The organism is Hymenobacter nivis (genome assembly GCF_006439025.1).
In the GTDB taxonomy this organism is placed as follows: domain Bacteria; phylum Bacteroidota; class Bacteroidia; order Cytophagales; family Hymenobacteraceae; genus Hymenobacter; species Hymenobacter nivis_A.
In genome coordinates this window covers 51123-66313 of sequence record NZ_RCYZ01000005.1, presented here as the reverse complement: position 1 = coordinate 66313, position 15191 = coordinate 51123, and the positions used below count along the sequence as shown (strand labels likewise).

The 15191-nt window shown below is 62.0% G+C and carries 19 protein-coding genes; 5 read left to right on the top strand and 14 right to left on the bottom strand.

Annotated elements, in window-relative coordinates:
- Positions 1-138 precede the first annotated feature (138 nt).
- The 3 genes from EAH73_RS12815 to EAH73_RS12805 form a co-directional block, all read right to left on the bottom strand.
- On the bottom strand, positions 139-1161 hold the full coding sequence (locus EAH73_RS12815) for an aldo/keto reductase (RefSeq protein WP_140467138.1): 1023 nt from the start codon (positions 1159-1161) through the stop codon (positions 139-141).
- A 97-nt stretch (positions 1162-1258) separates the two neighbouring features.
- On the bottom strand, positions 1259-2191 hold the full coding sequence (locus tag EAH73_RS12810; RefSeq protein ID WP_140467136.1) for a helix-turn-helix domain-containing protein: 933 nt from the start codon (positions 2189-2191) through the stop codon (positions 1259-1261).
- A gap of 13 nt (positions 2192-2204) precedes the next feature.
- The gene (locus EAH73_RS12805) at positions 2205-2807 is read right to left on the bottom strand and encodes a recombinase family protein (RefSeq protein WP_311136895.1); all 603 of its coding nucleotides are present in this window, start codon (positions 2805-2807) and stop codon (positions 2205-2207) included.
- Between the two features lie 184 nt (positions 2808-2991).
- Between EAH73_RS12805 and EAH73_RS12800 the strand changes: the two genes are divergently transcribed.
- The 3 genes from EAH73_RS12800 to EAH73_RS12790 all read left to right on the top strand — a co-directional run bounded on the left by EAH73_RS12800 (position 2992) and on the right by EAH73_RS12790 (position 5008).
- Positions 2992-3645 carry a Tn3 family transposase gene (locus EAH73_RS12800; RefSeq protein WP_161599537.1) on the top strand — a complete coding sequence of 218 codons (654 nt, stop codon included), beginning with the start codon at positions 2992-2994 and terminating at the stop codon, positions 3643-3645.
- A gap of 47 nt (positions 3646-3692) precedes the next feature.
- On the top strand, positions 3693-4049 hold the full coding sequence (locus EAH73_RS12795) for a helix-turn-helix domain-containing protein (RefSeq protein WP_161599536.1): 357 nt from the start codon (positions 3693-3695) through the stop codon (positions 4047-4049).
- 176 nt (positions 4050-4225) lie between these two features.
- The gene (locus EAH73_RS12790) at positions 4226-5008 is read left to right on the top strand and encodes an SDR family oxidoreductase (RefSeq protein WP_140467131.1); all 783 of its coding nucleotides are present in this window, start codon (positions 4226-4228) and stop codon (positions 5006-5008) included.
- A 14-nt stretch (positions 5009-5022) separates the two neighbouring features.
- Here the strand turns inward: EAH73_RS12790 and EAH73_RS12785 are convergent, their stop codons facing one another.
- From EAH73_RS12785 to hxlB, 7 genes are all read right to left on the bottom strand, one after another.
- Positions 5023-5682, bottom strand: a complete 660-nt coding sequence (locus tag EAH73_RS12785; RefSeq protein ID WP_140467129.1) for a YceI family protein — start codon at positions 5680-5682, stop codon at positions 5023-5025.
- A gap of 60 nt (positions 5683-5742) precedes the next feature.
- Positions 5743-6429, bottom strand: a complete 687-nt coding sequence (locus tag EAH73_RS12780; RefSeq protein ID WP_161599535.1) for an alpha/beta hydrolase — start codon at positions 6427-6429, stop codon at positions 5743-5745.
- Between the two features lie 59 nt (positions 6430-6488).
- Positions 6489-7436, bottom strand: coding sequence for a VOC family protein (locus EAH73_RS12775; RefSeq protein ID WP_140467125.1), 948 nt, complete (start codon positions 7434-7436; stop codon positions 6489-6491).
- A gap of 43 nt (positions 7437-7479) precedes the next feature.
- Positions 7480-7743, bottom strand: a complete 264-nt coding sequence (locus EAH73_RS23475) for a hypothetical protein (protein ID WP_205013000.1) — start codon at positions 7741-7743, stop codon at positions 7480-7482.
- A 54-nt stretch (positions 7744-7797) separates the two neighbouring features.
- Complete coding sequence (locus tag EAH73_RS23470; protein ID WP_205012999.1) at positions 7798-8004, bottom strand: hypothetical protein; 207 nt, start codon at positions 8002-8004, stop codon at positions 7798-7800.
- Between the two features lie 281 nt (positions 8005-8285).
- On the bottom strand, positions 8286-8918 hold the full coding sequence (hxlA, locus tag EAH73_RS12765; protein ID WP_140467123.1) for a 3-hexulose-6-phosphate synthase: 633 nt from the start codon (positions 8916-8918) through the stop codon (positions 8286-8288).
- A gap of 84 nt (positions 8919-9002) precedes the next feature.
- Positions 9003-9620, bottom strand: coding sequence for a 6-phospho-3-hexuloisomerase (hxlB, locus tag EAH73_RS12760; protein WP_240047237.1), 618 nt, complete (start codon positions 9618-9620; stop codon positions 9003-9005).
- A 232-nt stretch (positions 9621-9852) separates the two neighbouring features.
- Between hxlB and EAH73_RS12755 the strand changes: the two genes are divergently transcribed.
- Positions 9853-10764, top strand: a complete 912-nt coding sequence (locus EAH73_RS12755) for an AraC family transcriptional regulator (protein ID WP_140467121.1) — start codon at positions 9853-9855, stop codon at positions 10762-10764.
- Positions 10765-10824: 60 nt separating this feature from the next.
- On the opposite strand, the gene EAH73_RS12750 is transcribed toward EAH73_RS12755, so the two are convergent.
- The 4 genes from EAH73_RS12750 to EAH73_RS12735 all read right to left on the bottom strand — a co-directional run bounded on the left by EAH73_RS12750 (position 10825) and on the right by EAH73_RS12735 (position 13746).
- Complete coding sequence (locus EAH73_RS12750; RefSeq protein WP_240047236.1) at positions 10825-11430, bottom strand: Crp/Fnr family transcriptional regulator; 606 nt, start codon at positions 11428-11430, stop codon at positions 10825-10827.
- Between the two features lie 486 nt (positions 11431-11916).
- The gene (locus EAH73_RS12745) at positions 11917-12354 is read right to left on the bottom strand and encodes a hypothetical protein (protein WP_140467119.1); all 438 of its coding nucleotides are present in this window, start codon (positions 12352-12354) and stop codon (positions 11917-11919) included.
- Between the two features lie 114 nt (positions 12355-12468).
- Positions 12469-12882: a response regulator gene (locus EAH73_RS12740; RefSeq protein ID WP_140467117.1), complete on the bottom strand. Its 414-nt coding sequence runs from the start codon at positions 12880-12882 to the stop codon at positions 12469-12471.
- A 132-nt stretch (positions 12883-13014) separates the two neighbouring features.
- Complete coding sequence (locus EAH73_RS12735; protein ID WP_240047235.1) at positions 13015-13746, bottom strand: DUF1080 domain-containing protein; 732 nt, start codon at positions 13744-13746, stop codon at positions 13015-13017.
- Positions 13747-14179: 433 nt separating this feature from the next.
- Here EAH73_RS12735 and EAH73_RS12730 point away from each other — a divergent pair, with 433 nt between their 5' ends.
- On the top strand, positions 14180-15187 hold the full coding sequence (locus EAH73_RS12730) for a hypothetical protein (protein ID WP_240047234.1): 1008 nt from the start codon (positions 14180-14182) through the stop codon (positions 15185-15187).
- Positions 15188-15191 lie beyond the last annotated feature (4 nt).

Here is a 15191-nt window from a genome sequence, read left to right as displayed (position 1 = left end):
CCCTATTCGGGCCAGCCGCTCGCTTCCCGCTCGGTCTGGTAACCTGACCGAATCCAGGGTGAAATAAGCGGCCGGCCCTTTTCATTGTTCGCCCCAGACCGACAGGTGTCAGGAGGCAACCGGCACCGGGCCTGCCCGTTAGCTGATGGTGCGGTCGCTGGTGGTGTAGTTGAGCATCCAGCCGGGGTATTCAGCCGGCAGTTGGCTGACCTCTTCGAGATGGCGCAACTCCTCCGGCGTGAACGTCACGTCCACGGCGGCCAGGTTGGCGTCGAGCTGCTCGGGCTTGGTAGCCCCCATGATGACGCTGCTTACTACCGGCTGGTGCAGCAGCCAGGCCAAGGCGAGTTGGGCCACAGTGGCACCTTTGGTTTCGGCCAGCGGGTGTAGCACGTCGAGGACATTGAAGGCCCGGTTGCGGTCGACGAGGGGAAAGTCGAGCCGGTCGCGGCGGCCGCCTTCCTGGTTTTGGCCATCGCGGGTGTACTTGCCTGAGAGCAGGCCGCCGGCCAGCGGGCTCCATACCAGCAGGCCCACCTTTTGGTCAAGTAGCAGCGGCACCATTTCGCGCTCCAGGTCCCGGCCGGCGATGGTATAGTAGGCCTGCAGCGAGGCGAAACGCTCCAGCTGGCGGCTATCGGCCGTGGCCAGGGCCTTCATCAGCTGCCAGGCGGCCAGGTTGCTGGCCCCAATGTAGCGCACCTTGCCCTGGCGCACGAGGTCATCGAGCGCCCGCAAGGTTTCGTCCAGCGGCGTGAGCGGGTCGTAGGCGTGCAGCTGGTAGAGGTCGAGGTAGTCGGTATTCAGGCGCTTGAGGCTGGCTTCGGCCTGCTGCATGATGTGCTTGCGCGTAAGTCCTAAGTCGTTGGGGCCTTCGCCCATTTTGCCCCGCACTTTAGTGGCCAGCACCAACGAGTCGCGGTCCAGGCCCAGGTTGCGGATGGCCTGGCCGGTAATTTCCTCCGACAAGCCCTCGGAGTACACGTTGGCCGTGTCGATAAAGTTGACCCCAGCGGCCACGGCCCGGCGCAGCAACTCATCGGCGGCCGTCTGGTCGAGGGCCCCGGTGACGGCCGAGCGGCCTTTGCCCCCAAAGGTCATGGTGCCCAGGCACAGGGCCGACACCTTCAAGCCGGTCTGGCCCAGCAAGCGATACTGCATACGACGTAGCGCCGGGGAAATGTAGCACCCGGCCGTGCAAAGGTCCGGCGCACCCGCAGGGGCTACATAACCGATTTGCACCCAAGGGCTACGAAATTCAAACCACCAGGGCCTGGGGCTGACGGACTTGCTGCGGGGTGAGGCCGGTGTGGTGCTTGAAGAAATTGTGAAAGTGAGTGGGGTACGCAAAGCCGAGCGCTTCGGCAATATCGGTCAAGGACCACGGCGTGTGCTGCAGCAGGCGCCGCGCTTCCGCCAGCCGCCACTCGGCCAGGTGGGCGGTAGTGGTTTTGCCCGTCACGGCCCGCACGGCCCGGTTGAGGTAGTTGACGTGTACGCCCAGCAGTGGGGCAAAATCCTGGGGGGCGCGCAGCTGCAGTGGCTGGTCGGGCCGGGCTACCGGAAACTGCCGGGCCAGCAGCTCCAGAAACAGGGCGGCGAGCCGGTCGGCGGCGGTAGGGTGCACGAAGTTGGGCGCGGGCGCCCGCAGGCGCTGGAGCTGGTGCAACAGCAGGTGTAGGTAGTGGCGCACGACGGTGGCCTGGTGCGGGTAATCGGTCCCCAACTCCGTGAGCAGCTGGCTAAACAACGATTCAAATGCCGGCAGCTGCCCGGGCTCCAGTACATAGACCGGGTCGCGCCCCAGGGCCAGCAGTGGGCTTAGGGCCTGGTCGGCCGTCGCCCCGCCGTGCAGAAACTCAGGCGTGAACAGGCAAAACAACCCGCTTTGCTCGTCCGATAGGGTTTCCCAGGCGTGCGGCACCAGCGGATGCGAGAGCACTACGGCCGGCCCGGCAATGGCCCAGCCCCGCGTAGCCTGGTGCAGCTGGCTGGTGCCCCGCGTCAGCAAGGAGAGCTTGTAGAAGTCGCGCCGCTGGTAGGGCAGGGATACCTGCCCGAAGTCAGCGCGAGAATAGGCCGCAAACTGGCCCGCCTGCAGCCCGCCCACCGACGGCACCTTTCCTAAGTAGCGGTGCTCAAACTCGGGCAGGGAAATAGCGGCAGCCGGTGGTGGGGAGCAAGTCTTCATCACGAGGCGCGTATCAGGTCGTTTGGTGCGCCGCCTGCGTGCCCGTCGGTACGCCCAGCTGCCCCAGGTAGCGGTAAATGGTGGCCCGACCGACCCCGAGCAACTGGGCGATTTCCGCGACAGTTTTGTCCTGCTGCAGGTACAGCGTTTTGGCCGCCTGGGCTTTGGACAGGGCTTCTTTGGAGAGGCCTTTGGGCCGCCCGCCCTGCCGGCCCCGGGCCCTTGCCGCAGTCAACCCCGCTTTGGTGCGCTCGCGGATAAGGTCGCGCTCAAACTCGGCCAGCGAGGCAAACAGGTTAAACATGAGCCGGCCTTGGGCGGTGGTCGTGTCCAAATGGTCCTGCAGGCTGACGAAGTGAATCCCTGCGTCCTGAAAGCCCGTCACCAACGTGACTAGGTCTTTGAGTGAGCGGCCCAAGCGGTCGAGTTTCCAGACGACGAGCGTATCGCCGGGCCGCAGCCGCGTCAGCAGGTGCTGCAGGGCCGGGCGCTCTTTCACGGAGGACACTTTTTCCTGGGCCACCTCCACGCAGCCGTAGGCTTGCAAGGCATCAGTCTGCAGATGCAGGTGCTGGTCGGAGGTACTCACGCGGGCATAGCCGAAAATCATCGCCATTTTTCTCAAGAAGTCAACGAGGGCGAAGATAGCGAGTCGTTGATTACTGAGAACAGGAAATGAGACAAGCTGTGGTAGCTTTTCAGAGCGCTAAGCAGCCGAGGCAGGTGGGCCGCTAAAACGGCCGTTTTCTGAGACAGCCTACCTGCTCAGCTTTCCCTACCGATAGTTTCTGTTCCTACTCTTGTGCTACCCCCTCTACAGCTGGGAGCCGGTGGCCACGCACCGGCAACTGGGGCAGACCCTGCTGCCCGACGCGCGCCTCGACCCCGAGCGCATCGCCCGGCACTGGGACGAGGTCCTGCGCCTGGTCGTCACCCTGAAGCTGCGCCACAGCGAGGCCTCCCGCCTGTTCGGCCGCCTCAACTCCTACGCCCGCCAGCACCCGCTCTACCGGGCCCTGAAAGAGCTGGGCCGGCTGGTTAAAACCGAGTTCCTGCTGCGCTACGTTGACCAGGTGGAACTGCGCCAGCGCATCCAGAAGCAGCTCAACAAGGGCGAGAGCGCCCACCGGCTGGCCCACGCCGTCTGGCACGGCCGCAACCAGGAGTTTCACGCCGCCACCCGCTCCGAGCAGCTGGTGGCCGAGACCTGCAAGCGCTTGTTGATGAACGCCATCATCTGCTGGAATTACCTGCACCTCTCCCAGCACCTGGCCCGGCTGCCGCCCGAGCAGCAAGCGGCTACGCTGGCCACGCTCTCGCCCTTCGCCGTGCTCTCCTACCGCCACCTGAACCTGCACGGCGAGTACGACTTCTCCGACCACCCCCTGCTGGCCGAAGCCCCGTTTGACATGGACCTGATTGCTACCTGGCAGCCGCCAAGCAAACCGGCGTAGGGCCGAGTCGGAGGTTTTACCCTATTTGTTTAACAACACCCTTCTTATTGAATATCAAGCTCGTACTGCCACGCATCAGCCACCATCCGCTCCCGCTGGCGCTGCCCACTACCGAAGACCCGCGCCTGGTACCGGTGCTACGATACCTGTACGAACACATCGGGGAGCTGCTGGAATTGAACGCGCTGGCTCGGCAGCTCGGCTTCAGTCCGCGCAGCTTGTCGCGCCTGTTTCAAGAGTGCCTCAGTATCTCTTTCGGGCAGTACTTGAAGCTACGGCGCATGATGGCGGCCATGGAACTGCTGCTGCAAACCAAGCAGACGGTCACGGAAATAGCCTACGCCGTAGGCTACAACAGCTTGGCTTCGTTCAGCAACACTTTTTACAAGATAGTGGGCCGGTGACCATCCGATTTTGCCTCGCGGGAGCAGTAAGCCGGTCATCGAACGCGCCGAGTAGAAACTGTTCCTGGCACCCGGCTGGCCTTACTACCAACTTCTCTGTTTGAAAGAGGCTTAGTGAAATGAGGCCTTAAACAAGGCCTCATTTCACTAATCAGCAACCTTTTCTTCTAAACAACATGCTCCTTCCTTATCACGCCCTGGTGGGTGGCAGCACGCAAGGCATTGGTCGGGCCGTGGCCGAAGCGCTGGCCGAAGCCGGCGCCACCGTTACCCTGCTTTCCCGCAACGAAGCCGCGCTCCGCGAGGTAGCCGCCGCGCTGCCTACGCCCACCCACCAGCAGCATGACTACCTAGTGGCTGATTTCAGCCAGCCTAGCCAGGTAGCCGACGCCGTGGCCGGTTATTTGGCCGCGCACCCCACCGGCTTCCAGATTCTGGTAAACAATACTGGGGGGCCACCCGCCGGGCCGCTGCTGGCGGCCACGCCCGCCGACTTTGAACGGGCCTTTGGGCAGCATCTACTCTGCAACCACTTACTAGCGCAGGCACTGGTGCCGGGCATGACCCAGGCCGGCTACGGACGCATTATCAACGTTATCAGCACTTCCGTAAAAATCCCGCTGCCCGGCTTGGGGGTGAGCAACACGATTAGGGGCGCGGTAGCCAGCTGGGCCAAAACGCTGGCCAACGAAGTGGCTAGCCAGGGCATCACGGTGAATAACGTGTTGCCGGGGGCCACCGAGACGCAACGCCACGAGTCGCTGCTGGCGAACAAGGTGAGCGCAACCGGCCAGTCCCGGCAGCAGGTCGAGGACGCTATGCTGAAGCAGATTCCGGCCCACCGCTTCGGGCAGGCCAGCGAGCTGGCGGCGGCCGTTGTCTTTCTGGCGTCGCCGGCCGCCAGCTACATTACCGGCGTAAGCCTGCCCGTGGATGGCGGCCGCACGGGCAGCCTGTAGGGACCAGTCGCTACCTAGCGCACGGCCACGCCGTTGGCTTTCGCGATAACGTTGAAGCTGAGCAGGAACATATCGTCAATAGCCTTGTCGGCGGCAGCTCCGAACAGCGTCGAGCCATACTTCACGTCGTACTTGCTGCGGTCGATGCTGGCCGTACCGGTGGCGGCGGCTACGCCGTTTTTCACGCCTACTTTGGCCGGAAAGCTGACGGGGTTGGTTTTGCCCTTGATGGTGAGGTTGCCCGTGATGGTAGCGTTGTTACCATTAGCATTACCCTTCAGCGGCTTGATGCTGGTGATAACGAACGTAGCCGTGGGGTTCTTTTCCACGCCGAAGAAGTCGTCCGATTTCAAGTGGCCCACCAGCTTGGCGTTGTAGTCGGCATCCGTCAGGTCGGTGTTCTTGAGCGAGGCCATGTCGGCCACGAACGTACCACCCACAATCTGGCTGCCTTTCACCTGCATAGAGCCGTCTTGCAGGTTGATGGTGCCGGTGTGCTGGCCACCGACTTTTTTGCCCGTCCAGCCGAGCGTGCTCAGCTGCGGCTGCACTTTGTAGGTTTCAACGGCCGCGGTGGTCGTAGCGGGGTTGTGGGCGGTGGGGCCGGTAGCAGCTTGCGCGGGAGCCGACAGCATAGTGGCGGCCAGCAGGACGAGGAACAGGATATTTTTCATGGTTGCTTGAGAAGTATTGAATTGATTTTGAAGAGATAAAAGGGGCGGTTGGCAGTCCTGCTAGGGCTGTTTAGCCAGCCACTGGTGGGCCGCCGCCAGGCTGCTGGCCGATACTTCGTGCCCACCTTCAAAAGCCGCGTAGTGCGGGGTGATGCCCAGCGTTTTCAGGAAGTCGATAGCCTCGTCGGCGTAGAAAGCGGGCAGCTTGTCGTCGTGGCGGCCGTGGCTAAGGAAGAACTGGACGCGCTTGATGTCGGCGGCCGGGGCGTGGTGCTGGCGCGACTCGGCCAGCATGCGGCCGCTAAAGGCCAGCACGCCGCGCACCTGCGATGGGCGGGTTAGGGCCACGTCGTAGGCCATGATGGCACCCTGGCTGAAGCCTAACAGATAGACTTGCCCGGTCGGAATGTTGTACTTGGCCGAAGCCTCGTGCATCAGGTTGAGGAGTAGGCGCTGTCCATCCAGCTGCTGTGCGTGGTTGAAGACGGGCTTGCCCGACGAAAAATCAACCTGGTAGAAGCCAAAGCCCATCGGGCCGAGTACCAGCGGGGCTCGCACCGAGAGCACCAGCGTGTGGGCATCGGCCAGCTGCTCGCCCACGGGTAGTAGGTTCAGCTCATTGCCGCCCACGCCGTGCAGCAGCAGCAGTAATCGTTTAGCCCCGGTGGCCTGAGCCGGGTTTACCAGGCGGTAGGATAGGGATAAATCAGTAAGCAGCGGGGGCTGCGTGGTGGTGGCAGGTGTCATCGTAGTAGTCAGGAAAAACGCGAGAAAAAAGGCCAGCCATTGCCGGCACCAGCGACGGCTCATGCGGCGGGCTGGGCCTCGGTGCGCAACAGCACCCGGATACCCCACGGGTCGGTGACCAGGGGGCCGTCAGGGGTTTGCTCCACGGGGTAGCCGGCCGCTTGCAGGCGGGTGAGCGCGGCGTCACGCTCGGCGGCCGTAGGCAGCCACAGCTCCCAGCGCAGCAGGCGGGCATCAACCGTGGTAGCGACGGGCGAGCCGGCGGCCCACACGTTCAACCCCAGGTGGTGGTGGTAGCCGCCGGCTCCTACAAACAGCGCTCCTTGCAGGCTCCAGGTTTCGATGTCGAAACCCAAGGCCTGGTGATAGAAGGCCAAAGCCAAGCGCAGGTCGCCGGTGTAGAAGTGCAGGTGACCCATGATGGTACCCACCGGCAAGCCTTGCCAGGGCGTATCGCCGGCGGCTGCCAGCACGCCCGGCAGGTCGAGCGGTTCGAGCGCCGGTTGAATTTCGCCCTGCTCGCTTACCTGCCACTCGGTGCGAGGCCGGTCGCGGTACACTTCGATGGTGAAGCCATCGGGGTCGGTGATGTAGCTGGCCTCGCTGTAGTTGTGGTCGGACGAGCCGATGTGCAAACCCAACCCACGCACGTGGCGCATGAAGCGCCCCAGGTCGGCGCGGGTAGGCAGCAGCACTGCCAGGTGGTACAGCCCCAGCCGGCCGCGGGGCGGCACGGGCCGGGCCCCCGGCTGCTCGTGCAGTAGCACCAGCACGTCGTCGCTACCGGCTACGCCGAGGGCCGCCGTGGCCAGTTGCCCTCCGGTGGCCGGCGTGCGGCTCAGCAGCCGAAAGCCCAGCACCTGCTCGTAAAAGGCCAGCGAGCGGTCGAGGCGGGCCACCGTCAGGTGGACGGTGCCCAGGCGAATAGCAGCCGGCAAACTGGCCGGCGCGTGCACGCCAATGCGCTCGGCGGGCAGCGAGGAATACGGAAGCAGGGTAGCAGTCATGGCGGTAAGCGAGAAAGAGGAAGGAGGTTTATAGTCGGCTAGGCTACTTGGCCAGCCCGAGCTGCTTCATAAAGGATTGGTTGTCCCAGTAGAGGTATTCCTCTACCATCACGCCGTCTTTCCACACGCCGACGGTGGACATGGGCAAGCTGAATTTCTTGCCCGTGGGCTGGATGAACTTGCCGTCGCCGGTGGGCATGGGCTTGGTGAAGGTGCCCGTCATGATGCCGGATACCGACGTCAAATTGCCTTGACCCAGCTTAAAGGGGTGCTGCTTAATCTGGGTGTCGGGGGCGTACACGAACATGGCTTTCAGGTCGGCGATGTGCCGGGCAATGCCGGTAGTGGTGTGGCCATCGGGTCAATGCACCAGGATGTTCTGGGCGTGACTTTCGTGCAAGCGGTCCCACTTCGCGTTGCTGAACACGTCGTAGTCCAGCTCATCAAAGGTTTTTAGGTGCTGGGCCACGAGGTCGCCAGATTTAGCAGCGTGCTTGGCAGCGGGTTTCTGGGCGGCGGCCGTCAGCGTGGCAGCAAATAGGGCGAGGGGCAGCAGGATTTTTTTCATCAGAAAGACAAGTACTTGTCAGGATTCTCCCACGGCGAGAGAACAAGACAAAGGTCCCCCGGGGCCTACCCCCAGTGCATTATCATAGGGTAAGAAATGCGGCGACTTAGGCTCTACACGTGGCTGGTGCTAGCACCTCGGAACCACGCGGCAATGCGTGCGCGGATGAGCCTGTAGGACATGAAAAAAAGCGCCGACCCAGGGGCCGGCGCTTTATCATAAGGAAGCAGCACAAACGTGAGCAGCCGACACTTTCGGCCGCCCGCCTCGGGCTGGTCAGTCTAGGCCGCGTCGAACGCAGCCCGCAACTCCTTGGCTGCCGCAGCGGGGTCGGCGGCTCCGTAGATGGCTCCGCCGGCTACTGCCACGGCTACGCCGGCCTGCTTCACGGCGGCAATAGTTTTGAGGTTTACGCCACCCGCGATGGACACGGGAACGCCAGCGCGCTTGGCTTCGTCGATTAGCACTTGAATGGAGTAGCCGGGCAGGGCCTGCTCGTCAAGGCCGGCGTGCAGCTCCACGAACTCTACGCCGAGCTTACTTACTTCCTGGGCGCGCTTTACCCGGTCCTTTACGCCGATGGTATCGACTACTACGCCCTTGCCGTGCTCTTTGGCGGCTTTCACCGCGCCAATGATGGTCGCGTCATCCACCGAGCCAAGGATGGTCACCAGGTCCGCGCCCGCGCCGAAGGCCATGCCGGCTTCCAGCTCGCCGGTATCGGCAGTTTTGAAATCGGCAAACACCAATTTGTCAGGGTGGGCCGCTTTCATGGCCTTGATAACAGCTAGGCCTTCGCTTTTGATGAGCGGGGTACCCAACTCGATAATGTCCACGTAGGGAGCAACTTTAGCCGCTAGTTCGAGGGCTTCTTTGGTGCTTAATAGGTCGATTGCAACTTGTAGCTTAGCCATTTGGGCAAGTGGGTCTAAATGAAAAATAGCAAAAAATCCGGCACAGCTGCGCCGTTGAGAAGCCGGGAAAACGGCTGATACTCTCTATTCTAGGTTGGCGTGGCGCTTCCAGAGCTCCTGGGCCGGGGTGCCATCCAGGGCCCACAGGGTCTGAAAAATGGCGTCGGTCAGCAGCAGCACCGCCTGTTCGAAGAGGCTGCCCGCATACTGCTGCGAGATGGTGCCGCCGTGGTCCTGCTTTTGGGCGGCGGGCAGCACGACAACCTGCGTAGCCAGGGCCGCCAGCGGCGACTCGCGGGTGGTGGAAATAGCCACTACCTGTGCCCCCACGGCCTGAGCCTTTTCGGCCGCTTTTACGATGGTGCTGGTGGTGCCCGAGCCGGAGCCCGCCAGCAGCAAGTCGCCGGCCGCGATGGCGGGCGTCGTGGTTTCGCCCACTACAAACACCGTAAGGCCCAGGTGCATCAGGCGCATGGCCGCGGCCTTAAGCGCCAGCCCGGTGCGGCCCGCGCCCACAACAAATACCCGGTTAGCGTGTTGGATGAGCGGAATTATCGCGGCGGCAGCCGGGTCGAGCTGCTCGGCCAAGCGCTGGTTTTCCTGGAGTATTACCTGCAAGTTGTGATGCAGGTCGTGGCTCATTTCATGGGGTTTTTCCTCGCTCATCGGGATGCTACTACTGCGCTGCTGGGACTGGCCCATTAGCAGCTGATACGGCCCTTCAACTGGCCGTTTTGCCCGTCCGTTGAATGCTGCACAAAAGTAGAATCACCCAAAAATGGGGGCTTGCACAATACTAGCAATCGGTGGCAGTATCGTAGCAATAGCCGCTTTGGGGGCCGCCAATTGCTGCGGGCGGGGCTGCTGATAGGCTAGCTTCGCCCCAGTCGTTTTCCGCTTGCTTTTCACTCTTATTTTTCTATTCCCTATCCACGTGTTGCCGTCTATACCGCTTACCGAACCTCACGAGCTCACCACGCTCATCGACCACCGCCGGGTGCAGACGCTGGAGAAGTACGAGCTGAGCATTCTCGAAACGCTCATGCCCGGCGACCAGGTAGCGCAGTCGTACAGCGACCTGGTGCTGACCAACATGCTGCGCGGCAAAAAGGTAATGCACCTGCGCGACCAGCAGGCCTTCGCCTACCTGCCCGGCCATACCATGGTGGTGCCCCCAAACCTGAAGATGCTGATTGACTTCCCCGAGGCCTCGGACGAAAACCCAACCCAGTGTGTGGCCCTTGCCATCGACCGGCTACAAGTCATCGACACGGTTGACTACCTCAACGAGTTTTACCCGCGCACCGAGGGCGAGAAGTGGAACCTCAGCCTCAGCCAGCACGCGTTTTATAACAACGAGGAAATCACGGCGCTCATCTACAAGCTGGTACGCATCGGCTTCGATAACTCCCAGAACAAGGACATGCTGGCCGACTTCGCGGTGAAGGAATTGCTGCTGCGCCTGATGCAGCTGCAACGCCTGCACCTGACCGAACACAACACGGCGGTGCTGGCCACCTCCAACCGCTTTGCCCACACGCTGCACTACATCAAGGAGAACCTGGCCGAGAAAATCAGCGTCGAGGAGCTGAGCGCGCAGGCCTACATGAGTAAGGCCAACTTCTTCCGCGCTTTCAAGCAGGAGTTCGGCCTCTCGCCCATCGACTACATCATCAAGGCGCGGATGCGGCTGGCCAAGCGCTGCCTGCAAAACCCGGCCATCAGCATCACCGAGATTTGCTTTAAGGCCGGCTTCAGCAATCTGGCGTACTTCACCCGCATGTTCCGGCAGCTGGAGCACATGACGCCCACCGAGTACCGGGCAGTTAGCCAAGGGCACGCGTAAGGTTGCTCCGGTTGGTAAGCCGCTGCCAGGCCGTGCTTTGTTCACCAGCCAAGCGTGGCGCTACAGTTGGCGGCGCACCCGGCTCAACGACTCGGGCGTAATTCCCAGGTAGGAGGCAATTACGTGCTGCGGTACCCGCTGCACAATAGTGGGGTACTTGCCTAGAAAGTGCTGGTACTTCTCCGTCGCCGTCTGGCTCAGCGAGGCGTTCACCCGCTCCTGCAACACCACGTAGCGACTCTGCATCAGCAACCGGAAGTAGCGCTCGAACACGGGGCACGCGGCGTAGATGGTTTCCAGGTCGGCCTGGTCGAGCAGCAGCAGCTGCGAGTCTTCCAGCGCGTCAATGTTCATCGTGCTGGGCTGCCGCGTAAGCAGGCTGTAGAGGTCCGATATCCACCAGTCTTCCGGCGCAAATTGCAGCGTGTGCTCGTGCCCCTCATTGGTGAGCGAGTAGCTGCGCAGGCAGCCCTGCGTAACGAAAGCGTAGTAGCTGCATACTTCACCCGCCTGAAGCAGGTGCTGGCGCTTACGCAGGGCCAGCGGGCGCAGGTACCCGCAGAAAGTAGTAAAGTCGGCGTCGGTTAGCGGCACGCGCACTTGTAGGTGGGCACGCAGCAGGTCGTAAGCGGGACTATGGTTAGGAGGAGTAGACGTTTCAGTCACTGTTCTTAGTATTTCGGCAGAACTGGTGGCCAGGCACGCCTTTGTAAGCCGTGCCTCCGGTTTATAGTCGGCATTGGCTACTAGCCCGGTCCGGGCAACTTGTCCCCGGCTACTAACTGCAATTTGCCTGTGGAGAGTACCAAAGGTATTGCCAGCAAGGTACGCTGACTGCACAGAAGACCTTTCGGAGCCATTGCATAGGTGACTACCGACAAGTCCTATTAGGTAGGATAAGAGTTAAAAATCGTACTTATCTTCCAATTAAGTGAATCAGAAAACAAGTTATGATAACCTTCACTTATCATAACTTGATATCGAAAGCCACTGCATACGGTGGCTTTTTTCTTTGCCCCGATAGCTGGCGATGAGAAGGCGCGTCGTTCCTGATGCGAACGGAAATTGACGACAACCGGTGTAGCAGCGCATGCTTTGCCGAAGCCTTCGTTCCTTGATTTATTCCTCCGCCTAGGCCACCCACGGGCCCCGCTAGGCCGGTGCTACCCCCTCGCGCTCCTGCCCAGCGCGCAGCCACGCCATGGCTTCGGCTTCGCTTTCAAAGAGCTGCGGGAAGGCATCCACCACGGCTTCGCGGCGAAAATAGAGTTCCATCGCGTCGCTCTCGGCCGCCGGGCGCTGGTGTGGTCCCGCTAGGTAGGCCGTGAACAAGGGCCCGCCGAGCGCGGCCGCAATCCGGGGCGAAAACTGGTCGCGAAACCACGCGTTCAGGTCAGGGCCAGCCACGGGGCGGCGGCGCAGGTCTAGCAGCCAAAAGCGGCAGTTGCCGTGGGCTTGGGCCGCGGCCAGCATGGCCTCGTAGGTGCCTTGCAACTCCGGCGGCGGTAGGTCCTGTAGCCACCGGCCGATGATGAGTCCCAAATCAGGGCGGTACTCGAGGGAGAAGGCGTTGGACGGAAAAACGGACATAACGGCTATAAATAGGTAGGAATGCAGGGGAAAGCCCGGCCACACGGCCCTCGGCAGGGCGTGACCGCGTTGGCGTCCCGCACCGGCCGCACGGGGCCTAGCCGGTCGCGCGGCTCAGGCGGGGAGCGCCGCGGGCAGGTAGTGGTGTAGGAGCGCCGCGAGCTCCGTTATATCCAGCGGTTTGGTCTTGACTTCCACGGCCAGGGCCTGCGCCCGTTTGCGCGCGGGCGTCTCGTGCGCCCCCGAAAGGACGATGACCGTCATGGCCTGCTGGTGGGCAGGGGGCAGCTGGCGCTGGTGTTCTAAAAACTCGAGGCCGTCCATGACCGGCATCTGCAAGTCGAGGAGCACGAGCAGCGGCACCGGCGGGGTAGTGCCGTGGCAATGCGCGTCGACGAGCGCCAGGGCGGCTTGCCCGTCCGCCGCTTCCAGCACTTGCCCGCGCACTTGCAAATGCGTCAGCCAGCGCCGCAAGGTCAGCCGCGTTGCTTCGTCGTCATCCACCACTAAAATCATTGCTTCCGTCATCGGGTACGCTCTACGTGCATTCGAAGCGTTCGACTGAGTCTGAGCCGCTGCTGGCGCAAACCAACCAGCATATCCGCGCCCACGACGGCCGCGCCCCCTCGTTAGGTAGTGCAGGGGGCTAGCCGGGTAAGCTTATCGGAGCTCTTTGATTTTCAAACTGCGAAAGGAGACGCGGTTCCCGTGGTCTTGCAGCAATAAGTGCCCGGCGGGGGCCTTGGCGAAGTGCGGCCAGACGTGGTATTTACTCCCGGCCACCAAGGCTTCAAAGGCCGGCGAGCCCCGTTCGTATGCCAGCACTTTTACCCCATTCAGATAATGTTCGACGTGATTCGTCGGGTAGACCACCACGCGCCCCACGTTCCAGGCCCCGATGGGTCGCTGGCAGGCCGCCGGTTTCACCGCCGGAACTAGGTCGTAGAGCGAAGCCAGGGTGCGGTCGCCGTTGATGCCGAGCTTGGCGTCGGGATGCCGGGCATCGTCCAGCAATTGGTACTCCAGGCCAATGGGCGAGCCCGGCGTTTGTTCGGCCAGGGTCACAAAATAGATAACGCCACTGTTGGCCCCGGGGGTGAGTTGAAACTCGAAGGAGAAGTCGAAGGCCCGGTACTGGGCCGTCGTAATAATGTCTCCGCCGTTGGCCGATTCCTTTCCGTCGGCCGCGAGCGTGGTCAGCTCGCCATTCTCTATTTGCCAGCCGTGCGTGGGAAACGCGGCGCCCTTGGCGCTGCGCCAGCCGGTGGCCGTTTGGCCATCGAACAGCAAGCGCCAGCCCTGGCGGCGCGCGGCCGCCGTCAACGTATTCGGCGCCGGCTCGGCGGCGGGCGTAGCGGCCCCTGGCTTGGCCGGCAAGGTCAGCGTGCCCAACAGGAGCGCGGCTCCCAACAGACACTGCGCAACAGGACGGGCCGGGGAAAGTATATGTCGCATCGCTTGGGGGAAGGAACCGCTACGAAAGTAGTGCGTTGCCGCCTAGTGGGGACTACCCCTGCCACGAGCTGTATGTGTAGCGCGACGAGCTTCGTCAAGGCGAAAGACTAGCCGGTTAGTGCGAGCCCTGCGTTTACCTCAACTCACAATAAGGACTGATAAGACCCTATTATCAGCATTGAGTTTGACAACCCGATGTCCGGAAGTTTAGGTACGATAAGGCTTACTTATCGTACCTAAACTTCCGGGCGTACATTTGACGGATAAAATCTGTTTTTCCCGGTTTGGACCGGTCGAAACCGGGTATTGCTACTCAGTATATATATAGGCACCAGTTGTCGGCTCCTGGCTGACCGCGACGCCTGCCCGAATGATGGAACTAAAGGGAAAGAAAGAACTGCTCACAACTATTGCGACTTCGATGCCGGCCCTGGCCCTGGCCGACCTCTCGGGCAACGTGGCCCCCGACGTGGCGCGCTTTCTGGAACTTGGTCTGGAGGGCGCGGAGAATACCCGCCTGGCGTACGCGACCGACTTGGTCACATTTGAAGCATACTGCCTGGCGCACCAGCTCACCCCGTACCCGGCCGCCGTCACGACGCTCGCCGGCTATGTCGCCCACCTGGCCAACCTGCCGCGCAAGCTGGCCACTATTACCCGACACCTGGCCGCTATTCAGAAGAAGCATCAGATGCTCGGGCTCCCCACGGCCGTGGGCTCCCCTTCTCTGGACGTGGTGCTGAAAGGCGTGGCCCGCGTGGTAGGCAAGCGGCAAAAACAAGCGCCAGCTTTCTCCGTGGCCGACCTCAAGAACGCTATCAAGGCGCTCGACCTGGAAACCGCGGCCGGCGTGCGGGATAGGGCTCTACTACTGCTTGGCTTCGCAGGAGCCTTCCGGCGCTCGGAGTTAGTGGCGCTTGACTTGGAACAAATTGAGTTGACGGATGCGGCCCTAGTGCTGCACATGGCCAGAAGCAAAACCAACCAGACAGGCGAAGTCGAAGACAAAGCCGTATTCTACGCCGGCAACCCGCTGTTCTGCCCCGTGCGGGCTTTTCAGGACTGGCATAGGCTGCTGGGCCGCACCTCGGGCCCAGTATTCGTATCGTTAGTGCGCGGTAAGACGGTCGGCGAAGCGGTGCCGACCACGAAGCGTCTTTCCGATGTGCGGGTAAACCGGCTGGTCAAGCTGCATCTAGGGGATAAGTATTCAGCACACTCCCTGCGAGCCTCGTTTATTACCACAGCCAAGCTCAATGGTCAATCCAATGAGTTTATTAAGAATCAGACCAAGCAAAAGACTGACGTAATGATTAGCCGCTACTCCCGCTTGGGGGACGTTATCAAATACAATGCAGCTTACTCGCTGGGCCTCTAGTTAT

Excerpts from the sequence above, each read along its gene's own strand:
- EAH73_RS12775 (WP_140467125.1), bottom strand. The coding sequence starts at position 7,436 with ATGACTGCTACCCTGCTTCCGTATTCCTCGCTGCCCGCCGAGCGCATT.
- EAH73_RS12790 (WP_140467131.1), top strand. The coding sequence starts at position 4,226 with ATGCTCCTTCCTTATCACGCCCTGGTGGGTGGCAGCACGCAAGGCATT.
- EAH73_RS12805 (WP_311136895.1), bottom strand. The coding sequence starts at position 2,807 with ATGGCGATGATTTTCGGCTATGCCCGCGTGAGTACCTCCGACCAGCAC.
- hxlB (WP_240047237.1), bottom strand. The coding sequence starts at position 9,620 with ATGGGCCAGTCCCAGCAGCGCAGTAGTAGCATCCCGATGAGCGAGGAA.
- EAH73_RS12730 (WP_240047234.1), top strand. The coding sequence starts at position 14,180 with ATGATGGAACTAAAGGGAAAGAAAGAACTGCTCACAACTATTGCGACT.
- EAH73_RS12745 (WP_140467119.1), bottom strand. The coding sequence starts at position 12,354 with ATGTCCGTTTTTCCGTCCAACGCCTTCTCCCTCGAGTACCGCCCTGAT.
- EAH73_RS12815 (WP_140467138.1), bottom strand. The coding sequence starts at position 1,161 with ATGCAGTATCGCTTGCTGGGCCAGACCGGCTTGAAGGTGTCGGCCCTG.
- hxlA (WP_140467123.1), bottom strand. The coding sequence starts at position 8,918 with ATGGCTAAGCTACAAGTTGCAATCGACCTATTAAGCACCAAAGAAGCC.
- EAH73_RS23475 (WP_205013000.1), bottom strand. The coding sequence starts at position 7,743 with ATGTTCGTGTACGCCCCCGACACCCAGATTAAGCAGCACCCCTTTAAG.
- EAH73_RS12740 (WP_140467117.1), bottom strand. The coding sequence starts at position 12,882 with ATGACGGAAGCAATGATTTTAGTGGTGGATGACGACGAAGCAACGCGG.
- EAH73_RS12780 (WP_161599535.1), bottom strand. The coding sequence starts at position 6,429 with ATGACACCTGCCACCACCACGCAGCCCCCGCTGCTTACTGATTTATCC.
- EAH73_RS23470 (WP_205012999.1), bottom strand. The coding sequence starts at position 8,004 with ATGAAAAAAATCCTGCTGCCCCTCGCCCTATTTGCTGCCACGCTGACG.
- EAH73_RS12785 (WP_140467129.1), bottom strand. The coding sequence starts at position 5,682 with ATGAAAAATATCCTGTTCCTCGTCCTGCTGGCCGCCACTATGCTGTCG.
- EAH73_RS12810 (WP_140467136.1), bottom strand. The coding sequence starts at position 2,191 with ATGAAGACTTGCTCCCCACCACCGGCTGCCGCTATTTCCCTGCCCGAG.